Genomic DNA, 21897 nt, shown 5'->3' with positions numbered 1-21897 from the left:
CCGCCGGTCAGGAGCGCTCCGCGGCGGTGAACAGGGCCTTGGCCGAGCTGCTGAAGTAGGGGCCGTACATCGTGCGGTGGTCGTCGCTGTACTTGAAGCTGCTCACCGAGGTGACCGTGCCCTGGCCGCTGCCGAGGTCGAAGCGGGACAACCAGGGGCCGCCGCTGGAGCCGGCCGTCATGTCGCAGCCGAGGCCCTGGTCGCGGGTCTCGCCGTGGGGGTCGTCGTGCAGCGGGCCGGCGCAGTAGACCAGGTGCTCGCCGTTGTAGGGCGGGTCGGCGGGGTAGCCGAAGCCGAAGGCCTGGCCGCCGCGCGGGGCGTCGAAGGAGATCTCCTGGGCGCCCACCACGTCGGTCACATGCCTGCCCGACGAGGTGGCCAGCGCCACCATGCCCACGTCGTAGCTGTCGTCGGCGGCGTGGGACCACGGCGCGGCGACGAACATGCGGCGGGCGGGATAGCGGCCGTAGGGCTGGCCGCCGCCCTCGTGGTAGCCGGGCACGAAGGTCCAGTTGTCGGCCCACTGGCCGGTGCCGTCCTTGACACAGTGGCCGGCGGTGACCACCACGTCGCGGTTGGCGCTGCGGACCGTGCTGGCCGAGCAGACGAAGTCGGCCCCGGCCACGGTGAGGAACACCCGCCCGGTGGTGCGGGTCACCGCGCCGCCCGTCATCCAGCGGGAGCCGGCGGTCCGCTGCTGGGGTCTGGCCGACAGGTGGCGGCGGGTGGCGACCTTCGTGGTCGCGCCCGACAGCTCGGGCGCGAGGCCCACCCCCGCCTTGCCGGTCAGCCCGCTCACCAGGCCGCCGCCCTTGGTGACGATGTCCAGCAAGTCGATCGGCAGGGCCGCGGCCATCCGCTGCGGTGTCCAGTAGTCGAGCACCCGCCGCTGGTCGGCGGAGCCGCGCGCGGCCACGTGCTCGACGACCTCTGATCGCTTCGCCGCGGGCAGGTGCTGGACGGCGGCCGGACGGTCTGGCCGCGGCTCCCGCTGTTGGGTGGGAGTGGCGCCTACGAGAGCCGGGCCCATCAGTCCCGCGACGAGCGGAACGGCTGCCAGCATGGGGGTGCTCAAGGTCATGGCACCCGAGTGTGCACTACGGGATGTGTCGTTGCCGCTACTTTCGGTAAAGAGCGCTCAGAGGGTGTTGGCGCTCTGCGCGGCCTGGTAGACGGCCTGAGCCTCATTTCCGAAATATGGGCCGAACATCCAGTTCGGGGCGAAGTTGTATTTGAAGCTGTTCACGGAGTTCAGCGAGCCGAGCCCGGTGGACTCGTCGAAATTCCTGAACCACGGACCACCGCTCGCGCCGCCGGTCATGTTGCAGGTAAGGCCGTGATCCCGGGACATCAGAAAGTCGTCGAACGCGCGCCCGGCGCAGTAGATCAGCTTCGACCCGTCGTACGGCGCCGCCGCCGGGTAGCCGAACGCGTACATCTGCTGCCGCCTGGACTGGTTGAACGCCAGCCCCTGCCCGCCCACCGCGTCGACCAGCGTCCTCCCCTCCAGTGGCGCCACCACGGCGGCGGCGATGTCGAAGTTGATGTCCTCGCTCGCGTTCCACTGCTGGGTGGTCAGCAGCCTGGTCGCCACCCAGGTGCCGTGGGGCCGGTCGCCGTTGTCGTAGCCCGGGACGAACACCCAGTTGGTGTGGAACGCGCCGCCCAGCTTCACGCAGTGCCCCGCGGTCATCACCACGCTCTTGTTCGCGCTGGTCACGGCCGAGCCTGAGCAGGAGGAGTTGCGCCCCTGGTAGGTGAAGAAGATCCGCCCGGTGGTGCGCGTGACCGTGCCGCCGCCGGTCCACGCGGCGCCGGGGCTGTTGGGGGCCTGCGCCCGCAGGGAGGTGGAGACGGCGGTGCCCTGGGTGGTCCAGGGCGTGCCCGTGGTCGGCTCGCCGGGGCCGCCGGTCCCCATCGTGGCGCCCTGCTTGGGGGCCGGCGCGGCGAGCGGCTGCGCCGCCTCCATCTTCTGCGGGGTCCAGTACCGCAGGACCGCCCTCTGCTCGGCGGAGGAGTCGGCGGCGGCCTTGGCGGCGGGCTTGGGCGGCGCCGTCCGTGCCTGGGCCGCTCCCACCGGAAGCAGGGCACCCCCGAGGGTGAGGGTGACGACGGAAAGCAGAGCGACTCTGCGGTGCATTACGTACCTCCCGAAACCGGAAACTGAGGTTGGAAGGTAGCGGGGGCAATATCCGGATTTCTCGACATTTGCGCATTCGGATATAGCGCTATTCCGGCATTAACGCGCTCAAATATCTGCCGTCACATTCGTCGCGAGTTTTCGGCCGCCGCCGGGCCCCGTGTCTGGACACCGCGCGGAGCGGGGACAATGGACGGGTGCATGCAGACACCCTCCGCTCCGTGGTCGTCCTCGGCTCCACCGGCTCGGTCGGCACCCAGGCCCTCGATGTCATCGCCGCCAACCCGAGGGGGTTCCGCGTCGCCGCGCTCGCGGCCGGCGGAGGCAAGGTCGAGCTGCTGGCCAGGCAGGCGGCCGAGTTCGGCGCCGAGGCCGTGGCCGTCGCCGACCCCTCGGCGGTCCCGGCCCTGCGCGAGGCGCTGGCGGCGCTCGGCGCCGATCCCACGGTCCTCGCCGGGCCCGAGGGCGTCGCGGAGGTGGCCGCCTGGCAGGCCGACGTGGTGCTCAACGGCATCACCGGCGCGCTCGGCCTGACCTCCACGCTGGTCGCGCTGGAGGCCGGCCGCACACTCGCGCTGGCCAACAAGGAGTCGCTGATCATCGGCGGGCCCCTGGTGAAGCGGCTGGCCAAGCCGGGCCAGATCCTCCCCGTCGACTCCGAGCACTCGGCCGTGCAGCAGTGCCTGTGGGCGTCCGGGCCCGGCGGCCACGACCCCGACGCCGTCAAGCAGCTCGTGATCACCGCGAGCGGCGGGCCGTTCAGGGGCATGAAGCGGGCCGAGATGGCCGATGTGACGCCCGAGATGGCACTGGCCCACCCCACCTGGTCCATGGGCCCGGTGATCACCGTCAACTCCGCCACCCTGGTCAACAAGGGGCTGGAGGTGATCGAGGCCCACCTGCTCTTCGACATCGGCTTCGACCGGATCGCGGTGGTGGTGCACCCGCAGTCGATCATCCACTCCATGGTCGAGTTCATCGACGGCTCCACCATCGCGCAGGCCAGCCCGCCGGACATGCGGCTGCCGATCGCGCTGGCGCTCGGCCACCCCGCCCGCCTCGCCGGCGCCGGCCGGCCCATCGACTGGACCACCGCCCACACCTGGACCTTCGAGCCGCTCGACGACGAGGCCTTCCCCGCCGTCGCGCTGGCCAGGCACGTCGGCGCCGAGGGCGGCACCGCGCCCGCCGTCTACAACGCGGCCAACGAGGCGAGCCTCGACGCGTTCATGCGCGGTGACCTGCCGTTCCCGGCGATCGTCGACACCGTGGCCGAGGTCGTCCAAGAGCACCAGGTCACCCCGGCCGACACGGTCGAGGAGGTGCTCGCCGCCGACGCCTGGGCCCGCGTCCGGGCGGCGGAGATCACGGCCCGGCAGTCCCGATAGCTACCTAGACTGGACAACGTCGTCGACACCCAAGAGGGAGAAATGGCTTCTGTAGCACTCGGCATCCCGACGGTCCGCACCAAGCCGCTCGCCGAACGCCGACACTCCCGCCAGATCATGGTAGGCAGCGTGCCCGTGGGGGGCGACGCTCCCGTCTCCGTTCAGTCGATGACCACCACGGTCACCGCCGACGTCAACGCCACCCTGCAGCAGATCGCCGAGCTCACCGCCTCGGGCTGCCAGATCGTCCGCGTGGCCGTGCCGTCCCAGGACGACGCCGAGGCGCTGCCGACGATCGCCCGGAAGTCGCAGATCCCGGTGATCGCCGACATCCACTTCCAGCCCAAGTACGTCTTCGCCGCGATCGAGGCGGGCTGCGCGGCCGTGCGGGTCAACCCCGGCAACATCAAGAAGTTCGACGACAAGGTGGGCGAGATCGCCAGGGCGGCCGCCGACCACGGCGTGCCCATCCGCATCGGCGTCAACGCCGGCTCGCTCGACCCGCGGTTGCTGGAGAAATACGGCAAGGCCACGCCCGAGGCGCTGGTCGAGTCGGCGCTGTGGGAGTGCTCGCTGTTCGAGGAGCACGGCTTCCGCGACATCAAGATCTCGGTCAAGCACAACGACCCGGTCGTCATGATCAACGCCTACCGGCTGCTGGCCGCCAGGTGCGACTACCCCCTCCACCTGGGCGTCACCGAGGCCGGTCCGGCCTTCCAGGGCACGATCAAGTCGGCAGTGGCCTTCGGCGCGCTGCTGGCCGAGGGCATCGGCGACACGATCAGGGTGTCGCTGTCGGCGCCTCCCGTGGAGGAGGTCAAGGTCGGCGCCCAGATCCTCGAGTCGCTCGGGCTGCGCGAGCGCGGCCTGGAGATCGTGTCCTGCCCGTCGTGCGGGCGCGCCCAGGTCGACGTCTACACGCTGGCCGAGCAGGTGCAGGCCGGGCTCGAGGGCCTGACGGTGCCGCTGCGGGTGGCCGTCATGGGCTGCGTGGTCAACGGGCCCGGCGAGGCGCGCGAGGCCGACCTCGGGGTCGCCTCGGGCAACGGCAAGGGGCAGATCTTCGTCAAGGGCGAGGTCATCAAGACGGTGCCCGAGTCGCAGATCGTGGAGACCCTGATCGAGGAGGCCCTGCGCATCGCCGAGGAGATGGGCGTGGAGGTCGACCTCGACGACGACGCCACCGGTCCGCAGGTCACCGTGGGCTGACCCAGCCACCCCCGATCGTTACGGCGTGCAATCGTCTGATTACAAGTTGGCAAGCTTTTCCCATACTCAGCGTCACCGATCCGTCACCCGCGCCAGCATTTCTCCCTATGAGATGGGGAAGCGGGCAGGTGAAGCGATTCGCAGGGGTTGTCACCGCACTGGTGATGCTGTCCGGCGGAGTGGCGGGCGTCCAGGGGGCCGCCGCCGCGGGGAGCCGGCCGGTCGACGAGGTCGCCTGGGGCGCGTGCCCCCGGACCGCGGCGACGCCCGTCGCGACTCCTGGTGTGGAGTGCGCGACGATCCGCGTGCCGCTCGACTACCGCGAGCCGTGGGGTCAGTCGATCAAGCTGGCCGTCAACCGGATCCGGGGCACGGTCTCGCGCGACGCCAACCACCTGGGCACGCTGCTCGTCAACCCCGGCGGGCCGGGCGCTTCGGGGCTCCGGCTGGCCGAATACGTGGCCGCCGCGCTGCCCGCCGACCTGGCCGCGCGCTATGACGTGGTCGGCTTCGATCCGCGCGGGGTGGGGCGCAGCCAGCCCGCCATGCGGTGCGTCGACGCCTCGTCCTACTACGCGCCGCCGCGCCCCGACGCGGTGCCGCGCACCAGGCGCGACGAGCGCGCCCTGGTCGACCGGGCCGCCGACTACGCCAGTCGCTGCGGCAACCTGTGGGCCTGGCTGCTGCCCCACATGACCACCGAGAACGTCGCCAGGGACCTCGACTCCATCCGTGCCGCGCTGGGCGAGCAGCAGATCAGCTACCTCGGCTACTCCTACGGCACCTACATCGGCGGCGTCTACGCCACGCTCTTCCCCGACCGGGTCAAGCGCCTCGTCATGGACAGCTCGGTCAGCCCCGACGACGTCTGGTACCAGTCCAACCTGGACCAGGATCCCGCCTTCGACCGCAGGCACCGCGACTTCCTCGCCTGGACCGCGCGGCACAACGCGGTCTACAGGCTCGGCGGCACGGCCAAGGAGACCAGGTTCGCCTGGTACGCCATGCGCTCCAGGCTGCGCGACCGGCCCGCCGGCGGGGTCGTCGGCCCGAGCGAGCTCGACGACCTGTTCACCGTCGGCGGCTACACCGACCGGATCTGGCCGGAGCTGGCCCGGGTCTGGTCGGCGTACGTGCGCGAGGGTGACGTCAAGGGGCTGGCCGAGGCGTACAACCGGTTCGGGAGCCAGGACGCCGAGGACGAGAACGGTTACGCCGTCTACCTGAGCGTGCAGTGCCGTGACGCCGCCTGGCCGCGCTCGTGGGACACCTGGCGGCACGACATGACCCGCATGCACCGCCGTGCGCCGTTCATGACGTGGTCCAACGCCTGGTTCAACGCGCCGTGCGCCTTCTGGTCGGTCGCCGGGGGCACGCCGGTCACCGTCCAGGGGTCGACGAAGCTGCCGCCCATCCTCATGCTCCAGTCGCGCGGTGACGCCGCCACGCCGTACCAGGGGGCTCTGCACATGCTGCGCCGCTTCCCGACCGCGCGGATGGTCGTGGAGGCGGGCGGCAACCATGGCGTCTCGCTGGCCGGCAACCGGTGCGTCGACCGTCACCTGGCCGCGTACCTGACCGACGGCACGATTCCGGCGCGGACCGCCGCCTGCGACGCCGCGCCCGCCCCCCGCGCCGTGGCGCGCATGGCGGCCGGCGGGTCGTTGGGTCACGATCGGCTCACCGACGTACTGACCAGATAAGCCAATCCGTAGTCGTTCGCGTAGTCTGACCATGTGATGCTGCGTACATCGGCGTCGCGCGTGCTCGACGACAGCGACCGGGACGAGGCACTCGCCTTGCTCGACAACGACCCGGTCGCCAACGTCTTCGTCGCCTCCCGAGTGCGGACCGTCGGACTCAGTCCGGCGCGGCTGGGCGGGCAGATGTGGGGGTTCGGGCCGCGCGGCGGTCTCGTTTCGCTCTGCTACGCCGGAGCCAACCTGGTGCCGGTCGCCGCCGGTCCCGAGGCCGTGCACGCCTTCGCCGACCGGGCCCGCAAGCAGGGCCGCCGCTGCTCGTCGATCGTGGGCCCGGTCGACGCGGTCTCGCTGATGTGGGAGCGGCTGGAGCCCTACTGGGGCAGGGCCCGCGCGATCAGGTGGGCGCAGCCGGTCATGGCCACCTCGCGGAAGCCGCCCGTCCCCGCCGACCCGCTGGTGCGGCGGGTCCGGCCGGAGGAGTTCGACATCCTGCTGCCCGCCTGCGTGGCGATGTTCACCGAGGAGGTGGGCGTCTCGCCCAACCTCGGCGACGGCGGCGCCCTCTACCGCACCCGGGTCGCCGAGCTGATCCGCATCGGCAGGTCGTACGCCCGCATCGACGACGGGCGCGTGGTGTTCAAGGCGGAGATCGGCGCGGTCACCCCGTTCGCCAGCCAGATCCAGGGCGTCTGGGTGGACCCCGACCTGCGCGGGCGAGGACACGCGGTCGCGGGGATGGCCGCCGTCGTGGAGGCCGCCCTCGCCTGCTTCGCCCCCGTGGTCACCTTGTACGTCAACGACTTCAACACCTCGGCGCGGGCGGTCTACCGCCGGGTGGGCTTCCACGAGGTCGACACCTTCATGTCGGTCCTCTTCTAAAAGGGTTCGTCCAATGACGTTTCGCACTGCCGTCGAACGTGGCGGCAAGACCGCCACGGGGCTCGGGCCGCTCTCCCAGCCGGCTCGCCCGGTTGGCCGGATACACCCAGGTCTTGCGGCTATGAGGGCCAACGAAGTCAAGGAAGATTTCTAACCGGTTCTGGGCGGATTTGCTTGGTATGGCGGGGCAGGGCATGGTGCCGGCGATAAGCAGATCAAAGGCGTGTCAATTAGACATGATGAGGAACAGGCGGATGTCCGTATCTTCGAGCGGGAACGATGATTTCGGCCTGGATGCCGAACTGGCCCGCGTCGGCCGGGAGGTGGAGCGGCTGCGGGATCAGATGGCGAAGGTAAGTGGCAAGGCCGAGGCGGCTGGAGGGCTGGTGGCCGCGCGGGTCGGCGCGGATGGCCGGCTGGTGGGCCTGAAGCTTCAGCCACGCGTGATGCGGCTGGGTTCTGATGAGCTGGCCGAGGCGATTGTTGCGGCGGTCAATGCCGCGCTTGAGGACGGCGCCCGGCAGATGCGGCAGATGACGGTTGCTGCAGTCGATGATGGCCGCGCTGGTGCCGCGGGGACCGAGAGCGTGTCCGGGCCTGGACGCGATGCCACCCTTCAGCTGCTAGAAGACTTGAATCGGCAGTTGGGACAGCTATGAGCCCCGCCACTTTCCGGTGCTCGGCCGGCGCCGTCGAGATTACGGGCAACTGCGTGCTCGGTATCTGACAGTTCGTCCCATAGATCTGATCAACGACAAGGATGAGAGGCGACTGCAACGATGAGCAATCAGGAGGGTATGTCCGTGGCATTCGGTGCGGCGGAACATGCCACCCGGGAGATGATGCAGACCGTTGAACAATATGCCGAGGCCGTCGAGCTCCTCCGGGCCGGCCTTGTCACCTGTAGTGCTGGCGGTTCGCAGGACGGGGAACTGAGCGCGATACTGGGAGAGTTCACCGGCCTGCTGGTACGGGTGGCTGATCGCACCACGCAGGCTTATGCGGCCACGGCCGACGGTATGGCTGACTCGGTGACGGCCGTGAGCCAGGCTGACGCCGCCTCCGCTGAGCAGTTGAGCCCGGGGCGCACCGCATGGGTCTGACAATCCCCGCCGAGCTCACCAGCGTGGCCGCCCTTGTCGGCGGCGGGGTCGCCGAGCTGTTCACCGTGGACGAGGACAACGTGAAAGCGATCGGTAACACGATCGGCGCGTTCACCCGTCAAGCCATACCAGCCCTGGACGGGACCGAGCAGGCCGCCACCCGGTTCACCACCGCAACCAGCGGACCAACCCGAGACACCTTCGCCGGCCACTGGAACACCCTCGCCGCCAACGGTCACACCGGCAAGCTGCTCCATGTCGCCGAACGGGCATCCACCGTTCTCACCGTCACCGCCGAGGCAATCCGAACGGTCAAGATCGCCGCGCTGGGATGGCTGACCGCGTGTGCCGCGCAGCTGGCCATCGCAGCCGTCACTGCGGCCACCGGCGGCCTCATCATCACCGTCCGCGCGATACTGCACGCTCGCACATCCATCAACGCCGTCACCCGTCGCCTCTTCACCCACCTGCGCGGCGCCGTCGCCAACGCTATCCGCCGCGCCAGCAACAGCCTCCGCACCACCCTCGAGCAGCTCGGCAACCTCGGCCCCCACTCCCGCCTAGCCTTCTCTGGACCAAGCCCTGCGCAGGCCGGAGGACGAGGGGGCAACAGAATGAACGCAGATTTTTCCAAACGTGGCTGGAGAGGAAAGGACGGAGCCCCGGGTCCACGGGCCAGAGGCGTGGCCGTAGAGGTAGCGGAAGGCGATGCCAGATTGGCCGCGGAACAGGCCCGCGCACTGAAAGATGCTGCCGACGCCCTCCGAGGCATCAGTCCGAAGGCCGCCCAGCAAAAGGCAGCCGAAGCCGAGCTGCGCGGAACAGGTCGAGACAACTGAGCCAGGCCGTGGACACGCAGGTGGGTAGCGGGGCGGCCCATCATCGCCGAGCACGGCCAGGCGCTCGGCGTTGGCCGAGTCGGCGGAGACACCGACTATGGCAGTCGCGGGCCGCGGCGATGCAGCGGGCACGTGGGTGACGCCGGTGCCGATGATCTGCTCGATCTCCTCGCGGGGGTTGCCGATGTCATAGCGGCCACGACGTTGCTGCCCCGCTCGGGGTAAAGCAGGGGCGCGCCGTCGGCCAGCGCCTCCTCGGCGACGACGGCGTCGACCCGTCGTAGTTAATGTCGTTCACCAGGACTCCCCGGTCGGGTCGCCCCTGAGTTCGTCGTCGGTCAGCACGCCCAGTTTCTCGGCCGCCCCCACAGTCGGCTGTCACCAGTCAGCCGTTTGTACGCTCGCAAGGGCACGTCGATGAGGCCGCCCACTCCAGGGGCCCGGCGGCCGCTCCCTGGGCGATTGCCCGCACTTCTGGGACCTCCGCCAGGCTGTGTCGGGTTCGACGACCGCCCGCTCGAACGTCTCCCGTCCCCCTGTCCACCTCCCACGGGTGGTCTTGCCGCGCTCACCTCAGCACGGGTGGGATGGAGAGCGTCGAGCGCCCGGCGACCGAGATCGCCGCCGGGCCCGGCCGATGGGCACCGGCGCCGTTGCCAGGTCACAGGCGCACCAGGACGTCGAAGAGCCTGGTCAGCTCGGTGCCGGGGTCGGTGGTGAGGCCGGCGTGGACCGGGCCGGTCTGGACGATCGTGCTGCGCGGCGCGGTCAGCCAGCGGAACCTGCCGCCCAGCGACTCCCCGGCCAGCGGGCCGGCCTCCTCGCCGCAGGCCAGCTCGTAGGCGCCGAGCGCCCGGCGGACGCCCTCGGCGTCGGCGTCGGGATCGAGGGCGCGCAGGCGCACGGCGTCGAGTTCGACCCGCGCGCAGAGGTAGTCGCGTGGCTGGCAGTAGAGGAGCACGCCCACGTTGATCTGCTCGCCGCGCTCGATCCGGGGCACGACGCGGATCACCGCGTACTCGTACACGTCCTTGCTCATCGGCGGCCTCCCCGCCAGAACTCGCCGACGGACGCCGGCCCCGTCCGGTGGGCCTTGGGCTCGCCGCGGGTCAGCCACGCGCGCGGTCCGTGGGCGCGCCGCAGCAGGTGGTCGACGTAGGCGTCGCGGACGGCCTGTGCCGAGCCGAATCCCGGCTCGCCGTCGAGCCACTCGTCGGGCACCAGGGCGGTCACCTTCGCCAGCAGCTCTGGCGTGATCCGCGCGGAGAGCTCTTCGGCGGCCGCGTCGACGCCGGTCGCGAACGGGGCCAGCACGTGGTCGCTCGCGTCGAACGGGCGCTGGGGATCGGCCGTCTTCCAGTTGTGGTGGAACCAGAGCGCGGCGCCGTGGTCGATCAGCCAGACATCCTGGTGCCAGAGGAGCAGGTTGGGGTTGCGCCAGCTTCGGTCGATGTTGTGGATCAGCCCGTCGAACCAGAGTGTGCGGGAGGCGAAGCCGGGGTCGGGTGACCAGGTGAGCGGCTCGAAGCCGAGGGCGCCTGGCAGGAAGTCGATCGCCAGGTTGATGCCGGTGCTGGCCTTGAGCAGGTCCTGGACCTCCTCGTCGGGCTCGCGGACGCCGAGCTGGGGGTCGAGGTCGATCAGCTTGAGGTCGGGGGTGCGCAGGCCGAGCCGGCGGGCGAGCTCGGCGCAGATGATCTCGGCGACGAGGACGCGGCGGCCCTGCCCGGCTTCGCGAAATTTCACGACATAGGTGCCGAGGTCATCGGCTTCGACGACTCCCGGCAGCGAGCCGCCCTCCCGCAACGGCGTCACGTATCGCGTCGCGGCGATCCTTTCCAGCACGCCCCGAGGCTATCGCGCCGCGGGACCGTCTCCGGCTGCCGGGCGCGGCGGTCAGATCTTCGCGATGATCTCTTCGGCGAAGCGGTGATAGGCGCCGGCGTCGGCCTTGGCGGCGTGGTCGCCGGGGTCGGGGTGAACATCCACGGCAGGATGTTCTCCTGCCCGGCCCTGATGACCGAGCGGTCGGAGATCGTGAACGGCTGCCACAGCTCGGGGTGCGGGTTCTGATACAGCCTGGGGCAGACAGCGACGGCCCCATGCCCTCAGAATGGAAATGTTCGATCATCATCAGCGCGTCGAAGCCGATCCGGGGCGGCGCGCTTGGTTGACGGAAGGACGGTGCGCATGAGGCTCGGCGTCACGATGTTCGCCACAGACCTGGCCATGCCGATTCACGAGCTGGCCCGGGCGGCCGAGGAACGCGGCTTCGCCTCGCTGTACATGCCCGAGCACACCCACATCCCGGTCTCGCGGCGCACCCCGCCGGCGGGCGGGCAGGCTGAGCTCCCCGAGGAGTACAAACGCACCCTCGACCCACTGGTCGCGCTCTCGTTCGCCGCCGCCGCGACCGAGCGGCTGCTGGTCGGCACCGGCATCCTGCTCGCCGCCCAGCGCGACCCCATCGTCACCGCCAAGGCCATCGCCACGCTCGACCACCTCTCGGGCGGGCGCGCGGTGGTCGGCATCGGCTTCGGCTGGAACGTGGAGGAGATCGAGAACCACGGCGTCCCGTACGGCTCCCGGCGCGAGGTGGCCCGTGAGCACGTGCTGGCGATGCGGGCGCTCTGGCGCGACGAGGTCGCCTCCTTCGACGGGTTCGAGGCGTCCTGGTCGTGGCCCAAACCGATCTCCGGGCCGCCCGTCTACGTGGGGGGCGCGGCCGGGCCCAAGCTGTTCGCGCAGGTCGCCGAATACGCCGACGGCTGGATGCCGATCGGCGGCAAGGGAGTCAAGGCCGCGCTGCCCGCCCTGCGCGAGGCGTGCGAGAAGGCCGGTCGGCCGATGGCGCGGGTGATCCCGTTCGGCACGCTGCCGACGCGGGAGAAACTCGACTACTACGCCGGGCTGGGCGTCGAGGAGGTCGTGGTCGCCCTGCCCAGCGCGTCGTCCGGCGAGGTGCTGGCCAAGCTGGACGAGTACGCCCGGCTCATCGCGTCTCTTTGAGGTTGGAGACCTTGTTGACGCTGGCCAAGATGTCCGAGCCGCTGGACATCGTGTGGTCGCGCCCTCTCCCCGAAGGTGCGCGGCCGTCCACGGTGACCGTGGGCAAGGACGCGGCCGGGCGCTGGTTCGTGTCCATCCTGGTGGAGGAGAAGATCGCCCCACTGCCCCCGGTAGAGGCTCGGGTGGGGGTGGATGCGGGCATCAGCGCTCTGGTGACGCTGTCGACCGGGGAGAAGATCGTCAACCCGCGTCATGAGCGGGCCGACCGCAGGCGGCCGGCCCGTGCTCAGCGGGCGCCGGCCCGCAAACAGAAAGGCTCGAACAGCCGGGCCAAGGCCCGGCTGACGGTGGCTCGCGTGTACGCGCGGATCGCCGACCGCAGACGCGACTTCCCGCACAAGGTCAGCACACGGCTTGTTCGCGAGAACCAAACGATCGCCGTGGAAGACCTGACCATCCGCACCATGGTCAAGAATCACAACCTGGCGCGCGCCATCTCCGACGCGTCCTGGCGCCAGTTGCGCGGCATGCTGGAGTACAAGAGCCGCTGGTATGGGCGGCGGCTTGTCGTGGTGGACCGCTGGTTCCCGTCCTCCAAGCTGTGCTCGGCGTGCGGCACCATCACCGACACGATGCCGTTGAACGTCCGGACCTGGGTATGCGCCTGCGGCGCACACCACGATCGGGACGTCAACGTGGCCAAGAACATTCTCGCCGCCGGGCTGGCGGAGAGCTGAAACGCCTGTGGAGCCGGCGTAAGACCTCAAGGGAAGTCCCCTTTCCTGGCGGGCGGCCGGCGGTGAAGCAGGAAATCTCACCCGTGAGGGTGGGAATCGCCCTCGTTCACGAGGAGAGGAGGTCAACAAGGTGACGCGCCAGGGTGACGAAGGCATGACGTATTCGGGTAGCCTCTCCCGCTCGTCCTGACCGCCTTTGTCACGGTCGGGCGGCGATTGCCGTGGTCACCGTTGACTCCCGGCCGCCGGTTGCCTTCAGTGGATGGGGAAGAAGGCGGCGAGGGGAGGGGCCCCGTGCCTATGGCACAGCCGCTCAGAACGGGGGACCCGCGGCGGCTCGGGGCGTACGAGCTGTCGGGGCGCCTGGGCGAGGGTGGTCAGGGCGTGGTGTACCTCGGGACGAGGGGCGAGGCGAGCCACGGCGAGCAAGACTACGGCGAGGAGAGGCGCGGCGAGGAGCGGCAGGACGACGAGAGGCGCGGCGAAGAGAGGTCCGGCGAAGGGCGGTACGGCGAGGAGAGGTACGCGGTCAAGCTGCTGCATGGATCCGTGGGGGATGAGAGGGCGGCGTTCCTGCGGGAGGTGGAGCTGGCCAAGCACGTCGCGCGGTTCTGCACCGCCCAGGTGATCGAGGCGGGGTTCGACGACGGCCGGCCGTACATCGTGAGCGAGTACGTCGACGGGCCGTCGCTGCAGCGGCACGTCGCGCTCACCGGGCCGCCGGTCGGCGGCGCGCTGGAGCGGATCGCGGTGAGCACCGCGACGGCGCTCGCGGCGATCCACCGGGCGGGCATCGTGCACCGTGACTTCAAACCGCAGAACGTGCTGCTCGGCCCCGACGGGCCGCGCGTGATCGACTTCGGGCTGGCGCGGGCGCTGGACGCGGCGGCGACGGTGAGCGGCAGGGGAGTCGGCACGCCCGCCTACATGGCTCCGGAGCAGATCACGGCGTCGGCCGTCACCGGGGCGGCCGACGTGTTCTCCTGGGGCGCCACGATGTGCTTCGCGGCCAACGCGTCGGCGCCGTTCGGTCAGGACTCCGTGGCGCCGGTGCTGCACCGCATCCTGACCGCCGCGCCCGAGCTCGGCCGGTTGGACGGCCGGCTGCGGGAAATCGTCGAGGCTTGCCTGGACAAGAATCCGCGCAACCGGCCCACCAGTCGCGAGCTGCTGCTGGACCTGCTGGGGGATCCCGGGGCCGTGCCCGCGGAGGTGCTGCGCTCACCTCCGCCGCTCATCGTGCGCGTGCCCCCCGCGACCGCCTTCGCGTCTCCGGGCTCCGTGCCGGGTTCCGTGCCGGGTTCCGTGCCGGGCTCTGTATCGGACTCTGCGTCGGTCGCGCAGCCGGAGGCCACCGGCGCGCCCGGCGGTTACCGTCTCCCCGGCCCGGTTTCGTCAGGGGAGCACCCGCCCCCGGGGTCTCCCGCCACGTCGGCCGGCATGGGACTGGGAGTGGTCCACGGGACCGGGCCGTCCTTCGCCGAGGTGGAGACGACGCGGCGGACCGGCCAGGCGTTCAACCGGGCGGGTCTCGCGGTGTCCGCCGCGCTGCTGGTCAGCGCGGCGGTGCTGGTCACCGTGGTGGTGCCGGCGTTCCGGTCGGACGGCCCGCCGCGGGCCGCCGGGCCCACCGCCATCACGACCGCTCCGGCCGGCACGCTGACCCGGCCGGACGCGAAGGCCACCGAGAAGAGCGGGCGGACACCGGAGACCCGCGGGCCGTCCTCCGAACCGCCGGCCAGGGTGCCCGCTGGGGTGCGGGTGCCCGCGCTCGCGGGGCTGGACCGCGCCGCCGCGATCAGGGCGCTCAAGCGGGCGGGGCTGGCCACCGGCACCGTCACCCAGGTCGACTCCGGCCGCGAGGTCGGCCTGGTGCTGACCACCCAGCCTGTGGCGGGAGCCCTCGTGTCCAAGGGGGCCGCGGTCGGGCTGCGCGTGTCGGCCGGGTTGCCGGTGCCCGTCGTCGCCGGTCTCCAGCGCAAGGCCGCGGAGGCGGCCCTGACCGGAGCCGGGCTCACGGTGGGCGCGGTCACCGCCTCCTGCTCCACGCAACCGACCGGGCAGGTGGTGTCCAGCAAGCCGGAGGCGGGCAGCCGTGTCGCGGGCGGCGCCCGGGTGGCGCTGGTCGTGTCGCGCCAGGGTGCGGCCGTCCCATCGGTCACCGGCAAGGCGCCCGCGGCCGCGCGCGCCGAGCTGCGTGCCGCCGGGTTCACGGTGACGCGGCAGGGTCGGATGGTGACCGACGAGGCGCAGGTGGGCACCGTGCTGGCGCAGAGCGTCGCGGCCGGTGCCTGCGCCAGGCCGGGCAGCGGCGTGGTGATCACCGTCGGCGTCGAGGCGCAGACCGACCCGGATCCCACGGAGCCCTCGGAGCCGCCCGCCACCCAGTCTCCGGAGCCGCCCGCCGAGGGTTAGCGACCCGGCCGGCGGCGGCGCACGGCGGCGCCGCATCCTCGCCGACCGCCGCGGGAGCGCGACGTGCCCGGCCTAGATCGCCTGGACCGCCCGGGTGAGCACCTTCTCGACCTGCTCCGGAGGCAGGTCCATCGTCTGCACGACACCCCACTGCAACGCGCCGAGCACCGCCCAGCCGCGCAGCCTGCTCTCGGCATCGGGATCGGGGCCCACCAGTCTGACGAAGATCTCGTCCCGGAACGTTCTGATGGCCTCGCCCGGCGAGCCCGGCGGGGCGTCGTCGGCTCCGTTGATGTCCTCCATGACCAGCCGGATCACCGCGCGGTGCCGTACCACGAAGGAGACCAGTGCCCCGAGGAAGGCCCCCCGGTCGCCGAACTCGGTCCCCAGCAGCGTGAGCATGTCGTCGGCGGCGGGGGCGAGCAGCTCGGAGGCCAGCCGGTCCTTCGGGTGGAAGTGGTAGGCGACGGCCGTCTTGGTGAGGCCGACGGCCGCGGCGATGTCGGCCAGCGAGGTGTTGGAGTAGCCGCGCTCGGCGAACAGCTCCCGGGCCGCCGCCAGGATTCGGCTGCGCGTGTCGTCGGCTGTGGTCATCGTCTCATTTCCGCACATGCACCGGCGTACCGGATATTTCGCGTTCTATCGTAGGTCCTGTACGACCGTACAGGACGGCCGTCGAGGGGGATCTGCGATGACGCGCTTTCTGGGACGGCTGGGCGGCTGGTGCGCACGACACGGGCGGATCGTCCTGACGTTATGGGTGATCGCGGCGGCGGCCCTGCTGGGCGGCAGCCTGGTGATCGGCAGCCCGGTCAGCACGGACGTGACGATCCCCGGCACCGACGCGCAGCGCGCCCACGACCTGATGCGCTCCGGCTTCGGCCCCGGTTACGGGCCGGGCGGCACCGTCCAGCTCGTGCTCTACTCGGAGAAGGAGCCGCTAACTGCCGAGCGCGGCAAGCAGGCCGTCGAACAGGCCATGGACCGCATCCGCGCCCTTCCGCACGTCGTGAAGGTGGAGACGCCGTACCGGATGGGCGGCATCGCGTCCAACCTGCGCATCGGCGTCATCAGCGTGCGCATGGAAGGGCACGACGGCAGCAAGGTCGCCGAGACCACGCAGGCCGTGTCGAAGGCGGCCGACCCGGCGCGGGCCGCCGGGCTGGAGGTCGTGCCCGCCGACAGCTCGACGCCGGCCGACAAGGAGATCAAGACCGGCCCCAGCGAGATCATCGGAGTGACGTGCGCGCTCCTGGTCCTGGTGTTCGCGTTCGGGACGCTGACGGCGGCGATGGTGCCCATCTTCACCGCGCTGGTCAGCGTCGCCACCGGGCTGGGCATCATCGGGCTGCTCGGACACGTCGTGGACGTGCCCAAGCAGGCCGGCATCATGGCCACGATGATCGGGCTCGGCGTGGGCATCGACTACGCCCTGTTCCTGCTGTCACGGCACCGGCGGCTGCTCGCCTCCGGCGTCACCGTCGGCGAGTCGGTGCGGCGGACCGTGGCCAGCTCGGGCGGGGCCGTGGTGTTCGCGGGCGGCACTGTCATCATCGCGCTGAGCGCGCTCATGCTCGGCGGCTTCCCGCTGCTGCGGACGCTCGGCTGGATCACCGGCATCTCCGTGGTGACCGCCGTGCTCACCTCGGTCACGCTGGTGCCCGCGCTGCTCGGGATGCTCGGCCACCGGATCAACGCCCTCAAGGTGCCCTTCCTCGGCCGGCGCCCCGAATCGTCCGGCTGGGGCGCGCTCGGCGCCTGGGTCGCCCGCCGGCCCTGGCGGGTCCTGCTCGGCAGCGTGGTCGTGCTCGCCGCGCTGGCCGCGCCCGCGCTGGCGCTGAAGCTCGGGCCGCTCGACGACGGGTACGGCACGCAGGGGTCGGACTCCCGGCGGTCGTACGAGCTGATGGCGGTCGGCTTCGGCCCCGGCAGCAACGGACCGTTGCTCGTCGTCGCCCAGCTGCCGTCGCGGGTGGCGGACACCGACAAGCCCGCCCCGATCGTCGAGCGGATCACCCGCGAGATCGAGGCCGTCGACGGCGTCGCGCACGTGGCGCCCGCGCAGGTCAACGACTCGGGCCGGTCCGTCCTGGTTCAGGTCGTCCCGGAGTACGCGCCCAGCGACACCCGGGCCGCCGAGGTGGTGCGCGACGTCCGCGCCATCTCCGTTCCCGGCGTCTCGCTGCACGTCGGCGGGGAGGTCGCCGCTCTGGCCGACGCCGCCGACCGCATGTCCGACCGCACCCCGCTGGTCATCGGAGTCGTCGTGGTGCTCAGCGCCATGCTGTTGCTGCTGGCCTTCCGCGCGCCCGTCGTCGCCGTCAAGGCGGCGCTGATGAACCTCGTGTCGCTGGGGGCCGCCTTCGGGGCGCTCGCCCTGGTGTTCTCGGTCGGGCTGGGCAGCGGGCTCGTCGGCATGGACGCGCCGGCCGGCGCCTCGTACCTGCAGACCGTCTTCTTCGCGGTGCCGATCGAGAGTTACGTGCCGCTGATGCTGTTCGCGGTGCTGTTCGGGCTCTCCATGGACTACGAGGTGTTCCTGCTGACCGCGGTGCGCCAGGCCTACCAGCGGCACGGCGACAACGCCCGCGCCGTGGCGGAGGGCCTCGGGGCGACCGGCCGGGTCATCACCTCGGCGGCGCTCATCATGGTCGCCGTCTTCGTGGCCTTCATCGCCTATCCGGACCCGATGGTCAAGACGTTCGGGGTGGGCCTGGCCGTGGCCATCGCGGTGGACGCCACGATCATCCGGGGCTTCCTGGTGCCCGCCACCATGGTGCTGCTCGGCCGCGCCAACTGGTGGTGCCCGGCCTGGCTCGACCGCCTCCTGCCCAACCTCTCGGTCGAGGGCCACGACGAGGACCCGGCCCCCGCACCGCCCGCCAAGGAGCTCGTCCACACCTGACCGGTATGGGGCGAGCTCAGGGGGTGTGGATTCTCGCCCAGACCTTGTGGTCGATCTCGTCGTCGCCTTCGTGACCTGTTCGGTCGGCGATGGCGGCGACGATGGCCAGGCCACGTCCGTGTTCGGCGGTGGTGCGGCAGGGGGTGGCGAAGCGTGGGGTGGCACCCCATCCGCAGTCATAGACGGCGAGGGTGATCGCCGCGGTGGTGCGGGTGATTTCGACGATGAAGGTGCCATGAGGACGGTTGCTGCCGGTGTGCTGGAGGGCGTTGGTGGCGAGTTCGGCGATGATGAGTTCGGCGTCGTCCTGGCAGGGGGAGTCGGCCAGGAGGTAGCGGGTGAAGTGGCGGGCGCGGGGGATCTGGTCAGGGTGCCGGGGAAGGTGCGTCGCCAGGTCAGGCCGCCGGGGTGCAGGTCGATCATCGCGTTGACGTGCTCGGGCCGGATCGGGTGGGTGGGCGTGGTGGGGGTGTCTTGGTCAGGGATGCACAGAGGCGTGGATATCTCTGCCAGCTCGCCCACCAGACGGTGACCAGTCGGGAGCGGGGTGACGGGTCGGCGCCGGCTCGATGGGAGGCACGCCAGATGTCGTCGACGATCTGCTTGGGATACCAGAAGCGATGATCGGCACCACCCACCCGGCGAGCTGTACGGGCGCGCCAGGCGCGTATACCGGAGCCGGTTGAACTCGGTAGCTGTGTGCATTTCTACCTGGAACGCCGCCTCCCGCTCTGACGATGATCACGTGTCACCCGGATACGTGCGAAGGCAGGCGCTCGATGGTGCACAGGGTTTTGCTGGACAACACGCCGCTGGTCACCGGCTCGGATCCGGACGAGGTGCGCGAGCAGGTGGGGCGGGTGTTCTGCGCGCACCGGCTGGACCTGACCGGCGATCCCGCCCTGCTGGCGGCGCGGTTCAACTCCGCGCAGCTCGGCTCAGTACGGGTGAGCTACCTCGACTACGGCACCGACGTCCGCATCGAGCCGGGGGAGCTGGAGTCGTTCTTCCTGGTGCAGGTGCCCCTGGCCGGGCACAGCCTGATCCGCTGCGGCGGGCAGGAGATCGTCTCCACCCCTTCGCTGGCTTCGCTGCCGTCGCCCACGGAGCATCTCGACATGCGCTGGGCCGCGCAATGCCCGCAGCTGATCGTCAAGTTCGACCGCGTGACCGTCGAGCAGACCCTGGAGCAGATGCTCGGTGAGCGGCTCGACCGGCCGCTCGTCTTCGACCTGGGGATGGACATGACCAGTGGCTGGGCCCGGAGCTGGCGGGCGATGGCCGACCTGATCGTCCATGCGGCCGAGGACGGCGGCGGGCTGGCCGCGCAGTCGCTGGCCCTCGCCCACCTGGAGAACGCGCTCCTGTCCAGCTTGCTCACCATGCAGCCGTCCAACTACTGGCCGAAGCTGGCCGCGCCGCGGCCGCCGGCCGTGCCGAAGGTGGTGCGGCGGGCGATGGGGTTCATCGAGGAGCACGCCCACCTGCCGATCAACACCGCCGACGTGGCGGGGGCCGTCGCGGTCAGCACCCGCTCGCTGCAGGAAGGCTTCCGCGCGCACCTGGGCCTGACCCCGATGGCACACCTGCGTGACGTGCGGCTGGCCAGGGTGCACGAGGAGCTGCTGGGCGCCGACCCGGCGCGGGTCACGGTCACCGCCGTTGCCGCACGCTGGGGTTTCCCGCATCAGGGCCGCTTCGCCGCCGCCTACAGGGACAGGTACGGCCAGGCACCGTCGGCGACGCTGCGTAACTCCGCGCCAATCGGACGGAACCCGCGCTCAGCGGATGGATGGCGTACGGCACCGAAACGTACCTTCTGATCATCCACTCCAGCACACAGAAGGACCACCACCATGCGCGACATCCTCATCGTCGGCGCCGGGCAGGCCGGGCTCCACCTGGCGCTCGGCCTGCTGCGCAACGGTTACGGCGTCACCGTCGTCTCCAACCGCGCCCCCGAGGACATCCGGCACGGCCGGGTCACGTCGAGCCAGGCCATGTTCGGCACCGCGCTCGGCCACGAGCGCGACCTCGGCCTCGACCAGTGGCCGGACTGCCCGCCGATCGACGGTATCCAGCTCGCCGTCCCCGGGCCCGACGGTGGCAAGGCCATCGGCTGGGCGGCCCGGCTGAACGAGCCCGCCCGCTCGGTCGACCAGCGGCTGAAGATGCCCGCCTGGCTCGCCGAGGTGGAGAGGCTGGGCGGGAAGGTCGTCATCCACGACGCGACGCCCGGCGACCTGGAGGAGTACGCGGCCCGTCACGACCTGGTCATGGTGGCCGCGGGCAAGGGGAAGATCGCCTCGCTGTTCGAGCGGGACGCCGCCCGTTCGCCGTACGACGTCCCGCAGCGCGCCCTGGCCCTCACCTACGTCAACGGGCTCACCCCCCGGCCCGGACACTCCGCCGTCTGCTTCAACCTGATCCCCGGCGTCGGCGAGTACTTCGTCTTTCCCGCGCTCACCGTCACCGGCCCGTGCGAGATCATGGTGTTCGAGGGTGTCCCCGGCGGGCCGATGGACTGCTGGGGCGACGTCTTCACCCCCGCTGAGCACCTGGCCAGGAGCCGCTCGATCCTGGAGACGTACCTGCCGTGGGAGGCCGCCCGCTGCGCCGACGTCGAGCTCACCGATGAGCGTGGCACCCTCGCCGGCCGGTTCGCGCCCACGGTCCGCCGGCCCGTCGCCGTCCTGCCGACGGGCGCCCCGGTGCTCGGCGTCGCCGACGTGGTGGTGCTCAACGACCCCATCACCGGCCAGGGCGCCAACAACGCCGCCAAGTGCGCCTCCGCCTACCTCGCCGCCATCCTGGAGCGCGGCGACCAGCCGTTCGACCAGGCGTGGATGGAGGCCACCTTCGAGCGTTACTGGGCGGGCGCCCGGCACGCCACCGAGTGGACCAATGCCCTGCTCGCCCCTCCGCCGCCGCACGTGCTGGAGATCCTCGGCGCCGCCGGCTCCCTGCCCGCGGTGGCCTCCCGCTTCGTCAACGGGTTCGACGACCCGGCGGACTTCGCCGAGTGGTTCATGGACCCGGCCGCAGCACGCGACTACCTCGCGAGCGCGTCATGAGGACACTGCGTGACGCGCTCGGCCGCTACGCCACCGGGGTGGCGGTGGTCACCACCTGCGCGCCGGGCGGGGAGCGGATCGGGGTCACCGTGAACTCCTTCGCCTCCGTCTCGCTTGACCCCGCCCTGGTGTTGTGGTGCCTGTCCAAACGGGCGCCGAGCACCCCGGTGTTCCTGCGGGCCGAGGGGTTCGCCGTCAATGTCCTGGCCTGCGGCCAGGAGCACCTGTCGCAGCGGTTCGCCAGACCGGCGCCGGACAAGTTCGCCGGAGTGGAGACCCGTCTCACGCCCAGCGGGCTGCCGGCTCTCGCCGGTGCCCTGGCCTTCTTCGCCTGCCGTACGGTGACCGCGTACGAGGGCGGTGACCATCGCATCTTCATCGGCGAGGTCGAGCACTTCCAGTGGCAGGAAGGCGAGCCGCTGGTCTTCCACGCGGGCCGCTACCGCGAGCTGGGCGCCATGGACCCGACCATGGACCGGATCGGAGCCTGAGCCAC

20 protein-coding genes and 2 pseudogenes are annotated in these 21897 nt (G+C 71.2%); 14 read left to right on the top strand and 8 right to left on the bottom strand.

Annotated features, from left to right (window positions below; genetic code table 11):
• Nucleotides 1-7 precede the first annotated feature (7 nt).
• On the bottom strand, nucleotides 8-1081 hold the full coding sequence (locus tag AB0C16_RS20880) for a trypsin-like serine protease (RefSeq protein ID WP_357685217.1): 1074 nt from the start codon (nucleotides 1079-1081) through the stop codon (nucleotides 8-10).
• A 57-nt stretch (nucleotides 1082-1138) separates the two neighbouring features.
• A complete protein-coding gene (locus AB0C16_RS20875) occupies nucleotides 1139-2140 on the bottom strand; it encodes a peptidase (protein WP_357685215.1) in 1002 nt (333 codons plus the stop codon).
• 197 nt (nucleotides 2141-2337) lie between these two features.
• Here AB0C16_RS20875 and dxr point away from each other — a divergent pair, with 197 nt between their 5' ends.
• The 7 genes from dxr to AB0C16_RS20840 all read left to right on the top strand — a co-directional run bounded on the left by dxr (nucleotide 2338) and on the right by AB0C16_RS20840 (nucleotide 9261).
• Nucleotides 2338-3528, top strand: coding sequence for a 1-deoxy-D-xylulose-5-phosphate reductoisomerase (dxr, locus tag AB0C16_RS20870; protein WP_357685213.1), 1191 nt, complete (start codon nucleotides 2338-2340; stop codon nucleotides 3526-3528).
• A 42-nt stretch (nucleotides 3529-3570) separates the two neighbouring features.
• Nucleotides 3571-4737: a flavodoxin-dependent (E)-4-hydroxy-3-methylbut-2-enyl-diphosphate synthase gene (gene ispG, locus AB0C16_RS20865; RefSeq protein ID WP_357685211.1), complete on the top strand. Its 1167-nt coding sequence runs from the start codon at nucleotides 3571-3573 to the stop codon at nucleotides 4735-4737.
• 128 nt (nucleotides 4738-4865) lie between these two features.
• Nucleotides 4866-6440: an alpha/beta hydrolase gene (locus tag AB0C16_RS20860; protein ID WP_357685209.1), complete on the top strand. Its 1575-nt coding sequence runs from the start codon at nucleotides 4866-4868 to the stop codon at nucleotides 6438-6440.
• 36 nt (nucleotides 6441-6476) lie between these two features.
• Entirely contained in the window at nucleotides 6477-7319 is an 843-nt protein-coding gene (locus AB0C16_RS20855; RefSeq protein ID WP_357685282.1) for a GNAT family N-acetyltransferase, read from the top strand.
• 254 nt (nucleotides 7320-7573) lie between these two features.
• A complete protein-coding gene (locus AB0C16_RS20850; protein WP_357685207.1) occupies nucleotides 7574-7978 on the top strand; it encodes a YbaB/EbfC family nucleoid-associated protein in 405 nt (134 codons plus the stop codon).
• 120 nt (nucleotides 7979-8098) lie between these two features.
• A complete protein-coding gene (locus tag AB0C16_RS20845; RefSeq protein ID WP_357685205.1) occupies nucleotides 8099-8422 on the top strand; it encodes a hypothetical protein in 324 nt (107 codons plus the stop codon).
• Complete coding sequence (locus AB0C16_RS20840; protein WP_357685203.1) at nucleotides 8413-9261, top strand: hypothetical protein; 849 nt, start codon at nucleotides 8413-8415, stop codon at nucleotides 9259-9261. The genes AB0C16_RS20845 and AB0C16_RS20840 overlap by 10 nt, the downstream gene beginning before the upstream one ends.
• Nucleotides 9262-9922: 661 nt before the next feature.
• On the opposite strand, the gene AB0C16_RS20835 is transcribed toward AB0C16_RS20840, so the two are convergent.
• From AB0C16_RS20835 to AB0C16_RS20825, 3 genes and pseudogenes are all read right to left on the bottom strand, one after another.
• On the bottom strand, nucleotides 9923-10300 hold the full coding sequence (locus AB0C16_RS20835) for a DUF3037 domain-containing protein (RefSeq protein ID WP_357685201.1): 378 nt from the start codon (nucleotides 10298-10300) through the stop codon (nucleotides 9923-9925).
• Nucleotides 10297-11106 (bottom strand): HipA family kinase, encoded by an 810-nt coding sequence (locus tag AB0C16_RS20830; RefSeq protein ID WP_357685200.1) that lies wholly within the window; start codon nucleotides 11104-11106, stop codon nucleotides 10297-10299. The genes AB0C16_RS20835 and AB0C16_RS20830 overlap by 4 nt, the downstream gene beginning before the upstream one ends.
• A gap of 122 nt (nucleotides 11107-11228) precedes the next feature.
• A pseudogene (locus AB0C16_RS20825) lies at nucleotides 11229-11357 on the bottom strand (LLM class flavin-dependent oxidoreductase); the annotation flags it as partial.
• Between the two features lie 94 nt (nucleotides 11358-11451).
• On the opposite strand from AB0C16_RS20825, the gene AB0C16_RS20820 reads away from it, so the two are divergent.
• The 3 genes and pseudogenes from AB0C16_RS20820 (at nucleotide 11452) to AB0C16_RS20810 (ending at nucleotide 15422) form a co-directional block, all read left to right on the top strand.
• On the top strand, nucleotides 11452-12270 hold the full coding sequence (locus AB0C16_RS20820) for an LLM class F420-dependent oxidoreductase (RefSeq protein ID WP_357685198.1): 819 nt from the start codon (nucleotides 11452-11454) through the stop codon (nucleotides 12268-12270).
• A 14-nt stretch (nucleotides 12271-12284) separates the two neighbouring features.
• Nucleotides 12285-13141: pseudogene (locus tag AB0C16_RS20815) on the top strand (RNA-guided endonuclease TnpB family protein); the annotation flags it as partial.
• Between the two features lie 166 nt (nucleotides 13142-13307).
• The gene (locus tag AB0C16_RS20810; RefSeq protein WP_357685281.1) at nucleotides 13308-15422 is read left to right on the top strand and encodes a PASTA domain-containing protein; all 2115 of its coding nucleotides are present in this window, start codon (nucleotides 13308-13310) and stop codon (nucleotides 15420-15422) included.
• A gap of 72 nt (nucleotides 15423-15494) precedes the next feature.
• On the opposite strand, the gene AB0C16_RS20805 is transcribed toward AB0C16_RS20810, so the two are convergent.
• Nucleotides 15495-16016 carry a TetR family transcriptional regulator gene (locus AB0C16_RS20805; RefSeq protein ID WP_357685196.1) on the bottom strand — a complete coding sequence of 174 codons (522 nt, stop codon included), beginning with the start codon at nucleotides 16014-16016 and terminating at the stop codon, nucleotides 15495-15497.
• A 97-nt stretch (nucleotides 16017-16113) separates the two neighbouring features.
• Between AB0C16_RS20805 and AB0C16_RS20800 the strand changes: the two genes are divergently transcribed.
• Nucleotides 16114-18327, top strand: a complete 2214-nt coding sequence (locus AB0C16_RS20800; protein WP_357685194.1) for an MMPL family transporter — start codon at nucleotides 16114-16116, stop codon at nucleotides 18325-18327.
• A gap of 16 nt (nucleotides 18328-18343) precedes the next feature.
• Here AB0C16_RS20800 and AB0C16_RS20795 read toward each other — a convergent pair whose 3' ends face one another.
• Together AB0C16_RS20795 and AB0C16_RS20790 are read right to left on the bottom strand one after the other, a co-directional pair.
• On the bottom strand, nucleotides 18344-18655 hold the full coding sequence (locus tag AB0C16_RS20795) for an ATP-binding protein (RefSeq protein ID WP_357685279.1): 312 nt from the start codon (nucleotides 18653-18655) through the stop codon (nucleotides 18344-18346).
• A gap of 91 nt (nucleotides 18656-18746) precedes the next feature.
• Nucleotides 18747-18965: a DUF4328 domain-containing protein gene (locus AB0C16_RS20790; protein ID WP_357685192.1), complete on the bottom strand. Its 219-nt coding sequence runs from the start codon at nucleotides 18963-18965 to the stop codon at nucleotides 18747-18749.
• Between the two features lie 141 nt (nucleotides 18966-19106).
• Between AB0C16_RS20790 and AB0C16_RS20785 the strand changes: the two genes are divergently transcribed.
• Genes AB0C16_RS20785 through AB0C16_RS20775 form a run of 3 tightly spaced genes read left to right on the top strand, consistent with a single transcriptional unit; the run spans nucleotide 19107 to nucleotide 21892 of the window.
• A complete protein-coding gene (locus AB0C16_RS20785) occupies nucleotides 19107-20150 on the top strand; it encodes an AraC family transcriptional regulator (protein ID WP_357685190.1) in 1044 nt (347 codons plus the stop codon).
• Between the two features lie 33 nt (nucleotides 20151-20183).
• The gene (locus AB0C16_RS20780; protein WP_357685188.1) at nucleotides 20184-21401 is read left to right on the top strand and encodes a styrene monooxygenase/indole monooxygenase family protein; all 1218 of its coding nucleotides are present in this window, start codon (nucleotides 20184-20186) and stop codon (nucleotides 21399-21401) included.
• Complete coding sequence (locus AB0C16_RS20775) at nucleotides 21398-21892, top strand: flavin reductase family protein (RefSeq protein ID WP_357685186.1); 495 nt, start codon at nucleotides 21398-21400, stop codon at nucleotides 21890-21892. Before AB0C16_RS20780 ends, AB0C16_RS20775 begins: the two co-directional genes overlap by 4 nt.
• Nucleotides 21893-21897 lie beyond the last annotated feature (5 nt).

Source organism: Nonomuraea sp. NPDC048916, assembly GCF_040649575.1.
Classification (GTDB): Bacteria; Actinomycetota; Actinomycetes; order Streptosporangiales; family Streptosporangiaceae; genus Nonomuraea.
The sequence above is the reverse complement of the archived record's forward strand: the minus strand, read 5'-3'. Positions and strand labels throughout refer to the sequence as shown.